At 37.9% G+C, this 14,747-nt stretch carries 13 protein-coding genes; 4 read left to right on the top strand and 9 right to left on the bottom strand.

From position 1 onward, the window contains the following. The 5 genes from HEQ36_RS07515 to HEQ36_RS07495 form a co-directional block, all read right to left on the bottom strand. Complete coding sequence (locus HEQ36_RS07515) at nucleotides 1-873, bottom strand: S-methyl-5'-thioadenosine phosphorylase (protein WP_053540511.1); 873 nt, start codon at nucleotides 871-873, stop codon at nucleotides 1-3. A gap of 270 nt (nucleotides 874-1,143) precedes the next feature. After that, complete coding sequence (locus HEQ36_RS07510) at nucleotides 1,144-3,432, bottom strand: pentapeptide repeat-containing protein (RefSeq protein WP_168634757.1); 2,289 nt, start codon at nucleotides 3,430-3,432, stop codon at nucleotides 1,144-1,146. A 16-nt stretch (nucleotides 3,433-3,448) separates the two neighbouring features. Next, nucleotides 3,449-4,441 (bottom strand): zinc-dependent alcohol dehydrogenase family protein, encoded by a 993-nt coding sequence (locus HEQ36_RS07505; RefSeq protein WP_168634758.1) that lies wholly within the window; start codon nucleotides 4,439-4,441, stop codon nucleotides 3,449-3,451. Nucleotides 4,442-4,553: 112 nt separating this feature from the next. After that, nucleotides 4,554-5,186, bottom strand: a complete 633-nt coding sequence (locus HEQ36_RS07500) for a biopolymer transporter ExbD (protein WP_168634759.1) — start codon at nucleotides 5,184-5,186, stop codon at nucleotides 4,554-4,556. Next, nucleotides 5,176-6,018, bottom strand: a complete 843-nt coding sequence (locus HEQ36_RS07495) for a MotA/TolQ/ExbB proton channel family protein (RefSeq protein ID WP_053540508.1) — start codon at nucleotides 6,016-6,018, stop codon at nucleotides 5,176-5,178. The genes HEQ36_RS07500 and HEQ36_RS07495 overlap by 11 nt, the downstream gene beginning before the upstream one ends. A gap of 186 nt (nucleotides 6,019-6,204) precedes the next feature. Here HEQ36_RS07495 and HEQ36_RS07490 point away from each other — a divergent pair, with 186 nt between their 5' ends. Together HEQ36_RS07490 and HEQ36_RS07485 are read left to right on the top strand one after the other, a co-directional pair. Further along, nucleotides 6,205-6,519: a YkvA family protein gene (locus HEQ36_RS07490; protein ID WP_039204729.1), complete on the top strand. Its 315-nt coding sequence runs from the start codon at nucleotides 6,205-6,207 to the stop codon at nucleotides 6,517-6,519. 666 nt (nucleotides 6,520-7,185) lie between these two features. Then, on the top strand, nucleotides 7,186-7,851 hold the full coding sequence (locus HEQ36_RS07485; RefSeq protein WP_168634760.1) for an N-acetylmannosamine-6-phosphate 2-epimerase: 666 nt from the start codon (nucleotides 7,186-7,188) through the stop codon (nucleotides 7,849-7,851). A 418-nt stretch (nucleotides 7,852-8,269) separates the two neighbouring features. On the opposite strand, the gene modB is transcribed toward HEQ36_RS07485, so the two are convergent. The 4 genes from modB to HEQ36_RS07465 all read right to left on the bottom strand — a co-directional run bounded on the left by modB (nucleotide 8,270) and on the right by HEQ36_RS07465 (nucleotide 12,434). Further along, entirely contained in the window at nucleotides 8,270-10,066 is a 1,797-nt protein-coding gene (modB, locus tag HEQ36_RS07480; RefSeq protein WP_168635621.1) for a molybdate ABC transporter permease subunit, read from the bottom strand. Between the two features lie 43 nt (nucleotides 10,067-10,109). After that, the gene (gene modA / locus HEQ36_RS07475) at nucleotides 10,110-10,904 is read right to left on the bottom strand and encodes a molybdate ABC transporter substrate-binding protein (RefSeq protein ID WP_168635620.1); all 795 of its coding nucleotides are present in this window, start codon (nucleotides 10,902-10,904) and stop codon (nucleotides 10,110-10,112) included. Nucleotides 10,905-11,176: 272 nt separating this feature from the next. Further along, nucleotides 11,177-12,010 carry a M56 family metallopeptidase gene (locus HEQ36_RS07470; protein ID WP_205748473.1) on the bottom strand — a complete coding sequence of 278 codons (834 nt, stop codon included), beginning with the start codon at nucleotides 12,008-12,010 and terminating at the stop codon, nucleotides 11,177-11,179. A 4-nt stretch (nucleotides 12,011-12,014) separates the two neighbouring features. Next, complete coding sequence (locus HEQ36_RS07465; RefSeq protein WP_168635720.1) at nucleotides 12,015-12,434, bottom strand: BlaI/MecI/CopY family transcriptional regulator; 420 nt, start codon at nucleotides 12,432-12,434, stop codon at nucleotides 12,015-12,017. Nucleotides 12,435-12,780: 346 nt separating this feature from the next. On the opposite strand from HEQ36_RS07465, the gene HEQ36_RS07460 reads away from it, so the two are divergent. Next, a complete protein-coding gene (locus HEQ36_RS07460) occupies nucleotides 12,781-13,902 on the top strand; it encodes a sensor histidine kinase KdpD (RefSeq protein WP_168635619.1) in 1,122 nt (373 codons plus the stop codon). Nucleotides 13,903-14,185: 283 nt separating this feature from the next. Then, complete coding sequence (locus tag HEQ36_RS07455; RefSeq protein WP_168635618.1) at nucleotides 14,186-14,716, top strand: universal stress protein; 531 nt, start codon at nucleotides 14,186-14,188, stop codon at nucleotides 14,714-14,716. Nucleotides 14,717-14,747: the final 31 nt, after the last annotated feature.

Here is a 14,747-nt window from a genome sequence, read left to right as displayed (position 1 = left end):
TTACAAATACTTCTCCAACAACAAAGCCAGCTTCTCCTTCGTTGCTGCTGGTGCATTTGCTAAATTCGTCAAAATCGCATACTTCAAAGCCGAATGCGCCTCACTAGCAGGGGGATTTGCACTTAACCGCTTCACAGTTTCTTGAATTACCTTTTGTGCATTCGCCGCATTCTTGTGTAAATTCCCAATCACCATTTCCACCGTCACGCTATCATGATCGGGATGCCAAGAATCATAATCCGTCACCAGCGCCAAGGTTGCATAAGCGATTTCCGCTTCCCTGGCTAACTTTGCTTCGGGTAAATTTGTCATCCCGATTACCGTAGCATCCCAACTCCGATAGAGATGAGATTCAGCCTTAGTGGAAAAAGCCGGTCCTTCCATACATACGTAAGTACCACCATCATGTAACGTAACATCTGGTAAATTTAAAGAAGCGATCGCCTCCCCCAAAATCCCAGCCAAATTCTGGCAAATCGGCTCACCAAAGGCAATATGCGCCACAATTCCCTCACCAAAGAAGGTAGAAATACTATTCTTGGTTCGATCAATAAACTGATCAGGAATTACCATATCTAGGGGTTTAGCTTCAGCCTTCAAAGAACCCACAGCGCTCGCAGAGATTAAGTATTCTACACCCAATTGCTTCATCGCGTAAATATTAGCCCGAAATGGCAACTCAGAAGGTAACAACGTATGATTACGACCATGACGCGCTAAAAATGCCACGCGAGTTTCCTCTAAAGTTCCGATAATAATCGCATCCGACGGTGAACCAAAAGGGGTAGAAATCTCTATTTCTTCCACATCTTTCAGTGCTTCCATCTTATATAACCCGCTTCCACCAATGATTCCAATTCTAGCTATCGTCATAAACTATCCACTTTCTTATTAATTGAACTAACAAGTAATTTTACCTAAAAACTGTCCCTTGATAAATGCACAAAATTCACAGATAAGTAGGTTGGCGTTGAAAATTGTCGTTATAGCAAGGCAATAGGCAAGAAGTTTTCAGCGATTTTACGTTTCTTTACAGAGTTCGCTTTTATTGTGTTCACCTACTTACTAATTTGTGAGAAATCCGGGTATAAGGACACGAATATAAAAATCTCCGAATTTTTCAAAAAATTAGGGATATTTAACTTATTTTAGATAAATTAATAAATTTAACCCAGGAATTGTCCGCGAAAGCGTCCAACCCGCTAAAATAATGTAAAGTAACCCTAAACTCCACTGATACCAAGCCAAAATAGAAATAATTCCTGGTAAATGTTCATCACGTAACCGAATATCATTAAATCCTAATCTTACCAAATTATTCAAACTAAAATCATAATAATTCAGCCAATTCCAACGCCTATCCCATAATAGCGGCATATATCTTTCCCGAAAACTGGGATTTCTAGGAATCACGGGTAATCTCCCAATTAATAATCTTAGCTGTCTTAATGTTCCATCTTCTCGAAAATAAGAAACATCCATTAAATCATGATAACGCCCTTGTTTATAAAGTCGCCACAATAAAATCCCCGGTAGGGGAAAAATAATCATAAATAAACACAATAAAGTTAACCAAGGACTACCAGAATTCCGAAAAATTGCCAATAAACTACCAGATATTGAACCAATAAAACTCAATAATATACAAACAGTTTCATAAGATCTAGGAATAATTGCTACAGGAGACAACCGACGACAACGATCAACTAACCAAAATAATACACCAAAACAGGAAATAACTACACCACCCACACCAAATACTAACCAAAAATTTGTCCCATAACCACTTAACAACAATAATAAACTCAATAACAACCAATTTAAAGATTTAACTAACCACCCACTAAAAACTAGAGGTTCAGTAGCAACAATTCTCTCCCTTAACTGATTATATATTTCCAAATCCACATCAGGTAAAACTAGTAACTCGCTAATATTCCGAAAATGTTTAATTTGACGATATTGATTAATTTCAGCCGATTGAGTTGCAGAAAAACCTAAATTTATTAACCTATTCACAGCAGCAGTATTAATATTGATAGCTACCAACTGATGACTTAATTCAATTAATCTTAACCGTTGTTTCGTATATTCCAACTGATTTGCATCACTAACCTGCTGTTGTAACCGGAAATTTTGACTTAAATTCCGCAAAATATTTTGATTACCTCGTAATCTTAGCACAATCAACTTTTTACCAATTTCGCCAACATTACCTAAAATTTTTGCTTGATTAGAATTAAAAACCAATCCAGAAACATTTAAAAATGCGGTTTCTGCAAACTTGACATCACTAAAATCAGCTTGATTGAGAATACTTGCACTCTGCAAATCTACAGATTCATTAAACTCAGATTCTCTAAAAATTAGAGCTTGTTTAAAAATAGCATCTTTCATTAATAAAGATTGATGAAAATTCACCTGATTAAAATTAACTTGATTATTAAAAATAGCACTAGAAAAATCAGCTTTTTCTTGCCAATAACTACTATTAAACCTAACTACTTGTTGAAATTTTCCTTGATTAAATTTTACATCATCACAAAATACATCACCTTGAAAATTAGCAGCATCTAGAAATTTAATATTTTGAAAGTTGGCTTTCTCAAAGAAAATGCTACCTTCAAAACTACTCAGGGCGTGAAAAATAGCCCCACTAAAACTCACAGTTCTACCAAATCTGGATTCGTCCCAATTAGTAGGTTTTAAAAAATTTGCCCCTTGAGCATTTACAGGTTGGAGAAAGAACGTATTCGGGAATTTTACTTCCCCATTAAAACGACTTCCTACCATGATTAAAGCCCCACGAAATACAGCAATACTACTAGAGTTATTGGACTGATTGTTCAACAAAGATTTACAATCTTTAGCATTAGGAAAAGCTCTTGCTAAAGATTGCAAACATATTGAACGTAAACTTTCTAACTGTTGCTGTTCTGTATGTGTGAAAATTTGGGCTATTCCTTGAGCATAAAGAGGAGTTCGTAAACCCAAATCACTGCCATAAAAATCACCTTCAATTACAGAATTACTCAAATCTAAACCCAAAGCTGTCGCCCCAGTTTTTTGTAATTCTTTTCTGAGTAATTGATAAAAATTATCCCGAAAAATAGCATTTTCTGGACGTAAATCAATCACCATTTTTTTTAAATCTACAGTTAAATTACCATCTCGTAAAATTGGTGTTTTAACTCGTTCTTGTAATAATTCCCAAGTTAAAGTGATAGGTTCATTAGGAACTGCAAAAGTAGGAATAGGAAGTAAAAATATAGCAAATATACAAACAAAACTTATGATTGCGGACTTAGATATGATGATTTTTCCTAATTCCGCAGATAATAAGTTGATTTTTTTAATCGTGTTTTTTATTTGCCAAATGTGAGAAAAATCCCATTTTTGTAAATAGCTAAAGTGACAAAATAATCTCAACAAATTCTCTACTTAATGATTAATTCAATAAAACAACCTTACCCAGGACAGAACCAGTTTCCACTAAAGCGTGTGCTTTTGCTGCTGAGGCTAAAGGGAAGGTCTGACTAACTTCGATTTTTAACTTACCTTCATCTATCCAATTAGCACATTCTTGTAAAATATCCCCATGATGTGTTAACGATTCCATATTTTCTAACAACAACGGTGTTAGCATTAGTTCTAAACCAATGCGGAGATTTCTGTTTCTAGCAACTTTCCAAACAGTGTTAGCTTTTGGTTCTAGAATAGTCACAATATCGCCATAAAGTCGCACTGCGGGAAAAGATTTTTCCAAGGTATCACCACCCACAGTATCAAAAACTAAATCTGCGCCTTCACCATTAGTCCAATCTAATACAGATGCGACAAAATCAGTTTCTTTGTAAAAAATCACCTTATCAGCACCAAGTTGAGTGACAAAATTAGCCTTTTCTCGTGAACTCACCGTAGTCGCTACTTCAGCACCTTTGAGTTTAGCCAACTGAATAGCCACATGACCAACACCACCCGCACCAGCATGAACTAATACCTTTTCTCCTGGTTCAAGTCTTCCCCGTTCATATAAAGCTTCCCAAGCAGTAATTAAAACCAGAGGTGCTGCTGCTGCTTCTGCAAAAGAAACAGATTTGGGTTTCAATGCCACACATCTTTCATCAACAATGATATATTCAGCATAATTTCCTGGACTTGCACCCAAACCACCATAGCAAAAATATACTTCATCACCAACGCCAAATTTTTGGACATCATTACCCACAGCTTCTACTATACCTGCACCATCACATCCTAAAATAGTTGGCATTTGTTCCGGGAAAAATGTCCCCCGCTGACGTAATTTAGTATCAATGGGATTAACACCGGCAGCGAAAATTTTTACTAGAATTTCTTTATTTGTTGGTATAGGTTGAGGAACTTCTTGTAGTTCTAAAACTTCTGGTTTACCTACTGCGGTCATTAATATTGCTTTCATGATTTTTCTCCTAGATACACTTATTTAAGTTTACCTAAAAATATCCCCATAACTTCCTAATTTTTCAGGAAAATATGGGGAGAAAATATCCGAAATCTCTCACAAAATGGTTTTAATTTTGAGGAGAAGAATTATTTGTTCCTGGTGTTAGAGGTGTTTGAGGTAAAGTACCAGAATTAATTCCGTTTCCAGGCGTGGGTAAGGGATTAGGGTTAATCGGTGGTAAAGACCTCAAATTTTCCGGTGAGTTAATTTCTGGGTTGGTGGGATTATTCGGTATGGGAGGAGTAGGGAAATTGGGTAAATTTGTCAATGGTTGAGATGAACCGGGGATAATTCCCAAAGATACACGATTCCCTCCTACTCTTCTCAGCAAGTCTAAGGTTTGAATTACGTCGTTATAAGTAGCTGTCCGTGACGCATTCAATACTAAAATCCCGTCTGGATTTGTTTGGATGTATTGTTTTAAACGTGATTCTAATTCCTCCTGTTTCACAGGTTCTTTTTCGATGTAAGTTAATCCAATAGCATCAATTGTTACAGGTAATATTTTACTTTTAATCTGGGAATTAGCAGCAGAATTTTCGCCTGTACTAGCTTTGGGTAAGTCAACATTAATTGCTTGTTGACGGGTAAATTGTAAAGCTGCCAATAGAAAGAATGTCAGAATACAAAAAACAACATCAATTAGGGGGATAATTTGAATCTGAAGGTCTTCACCGGGGGTCTCTAGCTTAACTTTCATCTTCTGGTTTTTCTCCAAAGTTCAAATTGGCATCATCAACCTTGTTATCGGGCAAATTTGCTGAATTGACAAGGTTTAAATCGTAATTATCAATTGGCTCATTTGGTCTATTTTCTGGGTCTTGAATAAATGTTTTTGATTCTAGCTGAGAAGATGAATCGAAATTTGTAGAGGTGCGTTTTGATAATCTGCCCGTGTTAATTATTTTAGGTTCGGGAGGATATTGACGGTAAAGCAGTTCCAATTCATTGCCGGCTTTGTTGAAAATCTTAACTTGGTTAACAACAAAACTTTGAAATAAGCGGTAGAATACTAAACTGGCGATCGCTACTATTAATCCGGCTGCTGTACTAATTAACGATTCCCCAATCCCTGTGGTGACACCGGCTGTAGATTCAGTTCCCAAATCACCAATACGAATTGCACCTAAAGAACGAATCAAACCTAAAACTGTCCCCAATAATCCTAACAGTGGTGAAAGGGCAATCACAGCTTCTAAAAGTTTTTCACCCCGACGCATTCCCGCTATTTCGTCGGCTGCTGTGGATTCTAGGGCTAATCTAAAGGTTTCTGGATCGTTTTTTTGCAAGCTTAAGGGTGCGTATAAAAACCTGCCAACGGGCTGTTTTATAGCTTGTTCAGCCATTGCTTCAGCGATTCCCCAATCCTCACCAGCAGCATCTATAACCCGATTGACTATTTCTTTTTCCTGGGCAAGAATCCGTAACCAGAACCATAGACGTTCAAAAATCACACTTAGTGATAGGACTGACAAAACTAGCAAAGGCCACATAGCAGGCCCGCCCTTCTTAAACAAATCTAAAATATCCACTGTGTAGGTTTCCTCTCTCCATTCCGAGTAGTCAAGGCATTTTCATTTTAAAGAGTTTTGCATTACTCACAAACTTTTCTGATTAATTACTAAGGAGTAACATCTTCTATACACAATATGGCGGTTATTCCCACCGGGAGTTTAGATGATTATTTGCCAAAATAAAAAAATCACTGGAGGTTAAGAATGAACTTCTCAATTCAATCCCTGTATACATGGTATCGGAACACACTACGCAATCCTAAATACCGTTGGTGGATAATTATCGGCACAGTAGCCTATTTAATTAGCCCTTTAGATATTTCTCCAGATTTTATTCCCATTATTGGTCAAATTGACGATGTTTTACTGTTGAGTTTATTCGTTTCCGAAGTTTCTTCCTTAGTTCTTGACGGTTGGAAGGCAAAAAAAGGGACTGTAGAAAATAGTACCACCAATCCGGCTAATCATGCCGCTGCCGCTGGCGAAACTGTGGATGTTGATTCTATCCCTGTTAAGTAGGGTTTGCTGAATAAGTTGTCTGTGAGGGCAGGGAACAGGGAACTCTTAACTGGGAATAGGGAACAGTTTTATACTAAACACGGGTGAGATTTAAACTTTTGCTAGATGACAAAGAACCCAGATGTGTAGGGGTAAAGCAAGAGCTTCATTGGTGTCAACTTAAGCTCAAATCCCTACCACATCTTGTTCCTAGTCTCTGACTAGGAATGCAGTTGATGAGGCTCTGCCTCTAATATTATTGAAGGCAGAGCCTTCTAGAATTCATTCCCAGTCTCTGACTGGGAATGAGATGAAACAGGATCATTTATTTTGTGGCTTACTCTAACAATTATTAACATATCTAAGTAGGTGAACACAATAAAACCAAACTGTGTAAAGAAACGTAAAATCGCCCAAACTCTCTTCACTCTTGCCTCTTGCCTCTTGCCTTTTGCCTTGCCATAACGACAATTTTCAACGCCAACCTACTTAAAAACAATGAGATAGATACCTAAATTGGGTTAAAAAATGGGATCTGGCGTTACTTTCTGTGGTACTTGAGCTTTTCTCAACTAAAACAACTCTCTATCTTGTTTTTCCGTCAGGAATATCCTTAATTTTGCCCCCATATTAACATAATCTTTAGATAGGTTTTTCCGTATTTACCCTTACAATTAAAAATAAAACATGACTAATTTACCCAAAGGATTAATTGTTTCCTGTCAAGCGCCTATAAGTTCTCCATTACATGATCCTTATATAATTTCTGCAATGGCACAAGCAGCAGTGAATAATGGGGCTGTAGCTGTAAGAATTGACACGCCCAGTCACATTCAATCCGTGCGGGAAAAAGTCCAAGTTCCGATTATTGGACTTTGGAAACAAGTAATAACTGGTTCTGATGTTTATATTACACCACAATTTCATCATGCTGTGGCTGTATCTGAAGCAGGTGCAGATATTATTGCCATAGATGCTACTACTAGATATCGCCCCGGTAATGAAAAGTTGGCAGATATTATTACTCTAATTCATCAGCAGTTAAATAAGCCAGTTATGGCAGATGTAGATACTTACGAGGCTGCACAATTAGCTGTTAATGCCGGTGCGGATATTGTGGGAACTACTCTTTTTGGCTACACAACAGCAACTCAAAACTTTTCTCCTCCTGGTTGGGAATTACTCACCCAAATCGTAGAAAATCTGGATACTTTTGTGATTTGTGAAGGTGGTGTTTCTTCCCCAGAAATGGCTAGAAAAGCTTTGGATTTAGGCGCTAATGCTGTTGTTGTTGGTGGGGCAATTACTGGAATTGATTTGTTAGTTAAAGCTTATATAGCGGTTCTTGGCTGAGTGAAAGACAATAACCCCACCCCCAACCCCTCCCCGCAAGCAAGGAGGGGGCTTATGATGTATCTTATTCAAGTGCATACCGCTAAGTAGTGAGACAGAATTAATTACACAATGTCATTGGGAATGGAACGAAGTGAAATGAAGCAATCGCAAGGGTTGTGATTGCTTCCCTTCGCTCGCAATGACTGTAAATTATTTTTGTCCAATTACTTATATCAGGGGAGTCTTGATTAAAGAATCTCAGTGTCTTTAGACCTGAGAGGTTGTTTGAAAACTTTTTCGTGTGGGATCTGACACCCGCAGATCCCCCTAAATCCCCCTTAAAAAGGGGGACTTTAAGGAATTTAGCCCCCCTTTGTAAGGGGGGTTGGGGGGATCTCGATTAATTCTGATACTTTTCAAACATCCTCTGAGAGTGTCAATCCATTAAGAGTAATTGCGAAGGTTCTAATTGCACATACCAGGGAAAAGGTTGATTTTGAATATTTTCCCATTTTTCTTTATATATTTCTCCTTGTAAGTGATAATCATGGGGATGATTACCAAAAGAATGTAGTTTGAGAAATACTGTCATGCGGTGAGGTGTTTCACTGGTACGCACTAAATAACAGGGAAAGGTGTTTACTTTTTGCGGATCTTTAGTGAAAATTAAATGATGAGCGCGAATACCAACATGAGATAATCCTGAAGGCATTTTTTCTCTGACTTGGAGAGTACAATCCCAATCAATTGCTTCTATTTGTTGAGGAGATAAAATACTAGCACGGGAAAAGTTTTTACAACCTGTAAGTTGGGCGACATTTATACTCGCAGGATGTTGAAAAATCTCATATTTAGAACCATGATGTGCTTCTTTTCCCTGTTCTAATACTAATAGATTGGGACATAGGCGATAGGCTTCTTCCATATTATGAGTAACAAATAAAGTTACTCCAGAATAATCATCCAGAATTTCTGTAACTTGTTGTTCTAATTGACTGCGAAGATGGGTATCTAAAGCGGAAAATGGTTCATCTAAAAGTAGTGCTTCTGGTTTGCTTGCTAAAGCCCTAGCTAATGCTACCCGTTGCTGTTGTCCCCCGGAAAGTTGGTGCGGATAGCGATCGCCAAATCCTTGTAATTGCATGGTTATTAACTGCTTTTCTACCTCTTTCTTAATATTTACAGATTTGGGTATGCCAAAAGCGATATTTTCCGCCACAGTAATATGTGGAAATAGGGCATAGTTTTGGAATAAAAAACCAATTCGGCGTTGATGAATGGGTAGATCAATTTTCTTTTCTGAGTCAAATAATACCCGATTATTTAAAACTATTTGTCCTTTATTTGGTGTTTCTATGCCGGCAATACAACGCAAAATCATACTTTTTCCTGCCCCAGAACCTCCCAATAATCCCAATGGTTGATTATCAGTATTTAAGGTAACTTGAAGATGAAAATTAGCTAGTCTTTTTTCAATATCTAAAAATAAGCTGTTTGAAGAATAATCTTTTAATAGAAAGGAAGATTTATTTGCTAATTCTATTTTATTTCCAGATGGTTTGGTTAATCTTGATTGATATGAAAGTTCTTGCCAAAAATTAGCTAAAATAATCCCTGAGAGGGAAATGATCATCATGGTAATTGACCAAAACCAAGCTTCATTCATTGCCCCAGCTTCCACTGCGAAATATATCGCCATTGGGATAGTTTGCGTTTGTCCAGGAATATTTCCTGCTAACATCAAAGTTGCCCCAAATTCACCTAAAGCCCGCGCAAATGCTAAGGTGGTGGCAGCAATAATCCCCGGAAATGCTAGGGGTAAACTAATGCGCCAAAAAATTGTCAATTCCTTCGCACCTAATGTTCTGGCTACGCGCAGTAAATTGGTATCAATTTGACTGAAAGCTGCTAATGCAGTTTTATACATCAATGGGAATGAAACTACTATAGCAGCGATCGCCCCACCATACCAAGTAAATATAACTGTCGTATTGAAGGGTTCTAGTAGTTTACCCACTGGACCATTTTTCCCAAAGAATATCAGCAGTAAAAACCCAACCACAGTGGGGGGTAAAATCAACGGTGCGACAAATATCCCCTCAATTAAGGATTTACCTTTACCACGATATCCCAACATCCAATAAGCAGCAAATATACCCAAAAAGAAAGTGATAAATGTTGCTAATAAAGCCGTTTTTAACGATATCCAAAGCGGTGATAAATCCTGTGGCATAGTTTTAATAAAGATGTTTGTTACTTAATTAACTCAATTATGACTAAGGCAGAATAAATCCATATTTTTTGAATACAGCTTTAGCTTGATTGCTAGATAAAAATTGGGAAAATTCTTTAGCAGTATCAACATTTTTGCTACGTTTAACAACTGCTAAGGGATAAATAATGGGAGAGTGGTATTTTTCATCGGCTGTAACTACAACTTTGACTTTATCAGAGATTTTGGCATCAGTTATATAAACTAACCCTGCATCAACATTACCAGTTTCTACAGATGCTAAAACCTGACGCACGTTATTTGCAAAAACCAATTTTGATTTAATTTCTGACCAAATTTTTAACTTTTCTAATACTTGTTGTCCATATTGTCCTGCGGGTACAGTTCTGGGTTCACCAATAGCAATTTTTTTGACTTTGGCATCTTTAAGATTGTAGAAACTAGTGATACCAACGGCATTTTTAGGGACTACCAAAACTAATTTATTTTTAGCAATGATATTCCGAGTTCCTGCCACTAAAAGTCCTTTTTGTTCTAAAGCATCTATTTGTTTTTTTGCCGCAGATATAAAAATATCCGCTGGCGCACCTTGTTCTATTTGCTGCTGTAATGCACCGGAACTACCAAAGTTATAATTTATTTTGACGTTTGTTTTACTTTGTTGGTAAAGGGGTTTAATTTCTTCTAGTGCCTCTTTTAAACTAGCAGCGGCGGATATAATTAAATTTGTATTAGGTTGTGCGAAAATCGGCGATGAAATTAGGTTGGGTAAGCCAATTGTCAGCAGCAAAGTGACTAAGGCTGTAGTAATAAAGACTAATAATTTTCTGCTTTTCATTGGTAAACAGGATGGGGGAAATTTTTAGTGCTGGTGTTAATTTGGTATACTTTCACCAAGATTACTATATTAATTACCAATTATCTTGGTAAAACTTCATTGAGAAAATAAACCTATTCCAGATGATTTATCTTAAAAATTGGACAAAAACTGTATTTAAGATTACTTTTTACAAGATTGTATGAATAAGTATCTATAATATTTACCAACTTAATTGGTAGTTGTAGCACTTGAGTTTTTTCCTCCTCTCTAGAAAATAGAGAGGAAATTATTCAAGTGTGAAATACGACTGTAATGAGAGGGAGAAAGGCGAGGAGAAAAATCCGCCAGGAGGGTAATTGTGCTGCTGATATTGGTTCAGGTGGTGTTAATAAGGCTTCAATTCTTTGTTCCAAGCGATCGCCTGTCCCCAAAGCCGCACAACAAATATCTGAGGTAATGGAGTTGTTGCTAACAACTAATAACAAGGACTCTGCTAGTATTAGAGGATCTACTTGGGATGCAGCGTAACTATCAGCCCGTAATTCTCGCAAAACTAATAATTCTTGCCATAAAGGCTCTGTATTCGGCAACCAAGCGGTACAAGAACGCATCCAGCCCAGCCAAAAGAACCAAAACGTATCCCTATACTGATAATGCCCTTGCTCGTGGGCTAAAACACTTTCTAGATGGGCTGGAGAGAGAATTTGTAGTAGTCCTTGACTAACGACTAATTCAGGTTGCCAAAAACCCATTTGTCCCGCAAATAAAGCTTGAGTTTCTAGGAGTCGGGCAGATTTACCATTTAGGGTAATTTGGGGACATTCACGGGCAGATTGAATGGCTTTCCAGCCCTGAAAAGCTAGTTTGATACCAAAGATATTAAAAAATCCCAGAAAAATTAAGGCGAGGAGATAGCTAAAAGAGTCGGTATACATTCCCCCCATTTTTCCCTGGGTCCCCATGCAGACTACAGAGGTGACTGTCATGAAGATGAGTAAGGGGGGAAAAAGGAATAAAAATAGGGTTTTCTGCCAGCGTAAATGCCAATTTCCCTGGGGAATTTCGCCAAAGAATCGCAACCACCAAGCAATGGTAACAGCGGTGACAATCATGAGTAAGTGCATAATGTTACTTTTCTCCTCTAGCTTCCCGTGCTGCTTGGATGCGTTTAGCGATCGCTTCGATTTGGTCACTAGCAGCTTGATCTAAACTATCAGCAAATGCCGCAATCACATCAGGATTTCCCACTGCTAAAAATCGCTGTAATTGATCATGTGCCTTAATTACCTCTGCTTGTTTTTTAGTCAGTAAAGGCTGCCAATAAAAGGCTTTTCCTTGTTTATTGCAAACTAACCAGCCTTTTTCCGTCAACCGACGTAGAACTGTAGTTACGGAAGTATAAGCCAATTCGCGGTTAGGATCAGCTAAAATGCGATCGTGTACATCTTTGACAGTAACAGAACTCAGTTCCCAGACGATATTGAGAATTTCTGCTTCCAATGGACCAAGAGACATTTGTTTGGGACGATAATCGGGTAAAGGAGCCATATTGATAATTGAAGATGTCATCTGGATTTTATCGCTTCCAGGTTTATTTATCGGTCACTTTTTCAGATTTAATATTATTCTTGCCTCCCTCCAATTCTTCCTCCTGACTCCTGATTGGGCGCAGGCCCTGCGCCCCTACCTCCTGACTCCTAGTAGTTCGTCAAATTTATTTTGACGGGTAATAATCGGAAAAAACTTCTGTTCTTCCCTCCCCTACCCCCCTACCTCCCCTACCCCCCTACCTCCCCTACCTCCCCTACCTCCCCCTGCTTGCCTTCACCCGTCATTTTCGGGTTGACAGACTACTAGCCCGAATGAAAAGACTTTTCCGCAAACCCTAGTTATTATGTCTTATCCCCATACGCCCTCCCCTGACAGTTCTTATATTCGTCCTGCTCGACGCGGAAAGCATAAAATATTCATTGGTATGGCTCCTGGTGTGGGAAAAACTTACAGAATGCTAGAAGAAGCACATCAACTGCAACAAGAAGGTATTGATGTTGTTATTGGCATTATCGAAACTCATGGACGCAAAGATACTGCTGTCAAAGCTATAGGATTAGAAGTAGTTCCGCAAAAAGCCAATATTCATAAAAATATCAACCTCCAAGAAATGGACACAGAGGCAATTTTAAACCGCTCTCCCCAATTGGTATTAGTTGATGAATTAGCACATACAAATATTCCTGGTTCACCTAGAGAAAAACGCTATCAAGATGTAGAATTGATTTTAGCAGCCGGCATAGATGTTTACTCTACTGTGAATATTCAACATTTAGAAAGTTTGAATGATTTAGTAGCCGGAATTACGGGTGTTGTCGTCCGAGAACGCATTCCAGATCGGTTGCTGGATGAAGCTGATGCTGTGGTTGTCATTGATGTAACTCCAGAAACTTTAGAAGAACGGTTACGGGAGGGTAAAATTTATGCTGCTAATAAAATTGAGCAATCTTTAGAAAACTTTTTTCAGCGTCGTAACCTCATTGCTTTGCGAGAATTAGCATTAAGAGAAGTTGCAGATACAGTTGAGGAAGAGGCAAATACTTCCATCTCTCCTGGGCAAATTCGCACTGTTCATGAACGGGTTTTGATATGTGTATCTACCTATCCAAATTCGATTCAATTATTACGGCGGGGGGCGCGAATTGCTAATTATATGAATGCCAAGTTATATACTGTATTCATTGCCGATCCTGAACGGTTTTTGACTAAAGAAGAAAGTTTACATATTCATACTTGTGAGAAACTATGCCGAGAATTTGGTGGTGAATTTCTTCATGTTAAAAGTAACAATGTTGCTCAAGCGATCGCCCAAGTTGCCGCAACTAATCATATCACCCAAATAGTCATCGGCGAAAGTCAACAACCCCGATGGAAAATATTTTTTAAACGCTCTTTTACACAACGCTTGCTGGAGTTAATTAGAGATCAGCACATAGATTTACATATTATCGCTACAGAGAAATAAATTTTAACATCTGTTAATCTATCTTAGATAAGATGCAATTTTTTTCTGGTTTGTATAGTGTAAATATGAAACCTTAATTGCCAAATTTTTGACCGATAAATCCAGGATATTCCAGTTAGACAAAGTGTAAAATTTAATTACGAAACTATGCCATATAAAGCTGCTACTCCCGACTTCTGCTGTACAATCGTTAGTGAATATTAAGGATACTTTTACCAAACATTAACCTAAAAAGCCGAATATACTCATTATCATTAGTTAGCAAACTAACATCGAGGTATATATGTTTAAGAAAATTTTAGTCGCAGTAGATCGCTCGGATATGAGTATAAAAGTTTTTGAACAAGCTTTATCTTTAGCCAAGATCACATCTGCGAATTTAATGTTACTGCACGTTTTATCACAGGAAGAGGAAGGTAGTCCAGAGGCACTGGTGTTCCCCAATATTGACTACTATCCTGGCTGGAATGAGCAAAGTTTTAAATTATACCAAGAGCAGTGGGAAAAATTTAAAAACGAAGGCTGGCAAATGTTACAGTCATGGAGCGCCCAAGCTAATACATCTGGTGTTAATACAGAATTTACCCAAAATACTGGTAGTCCAGGACGAATGATTTGTGAATTAGCCACTGACTGGAATGCTGACTTAATTATCATGGGAAGACGGGGACGTTCTGGACTGGCGGAATTTTTTCTCGGTAGTGTGAGTAATTATGTTTTACATCATGCACCTTGTTCAGTGCAGATTGTCCATATTCCTATGAGTTCCCAAGCGGCAAATGTTTCTTCAGCAGCTACTACAGTTAGTAAGTAATGCTAGGTGAGGCTGCATAGAATCAGATTTC

Source organism: Anabaena sp. 54 (assembly GCF_017355725.1).
In the GTDB taxonomy this organism is placed as follows: domain Bacteria; phylum Cyanobacteriota; class Cyanobacteriia; order Cyanobacteriales; family Nostocaceae; genus Dolichospermum; species Dolichospermum heterosporum.
Note: the sequence above shows the minus strand (reverse complement) of the source record. Positions and strands in the feature narration are given on the sequence as shown.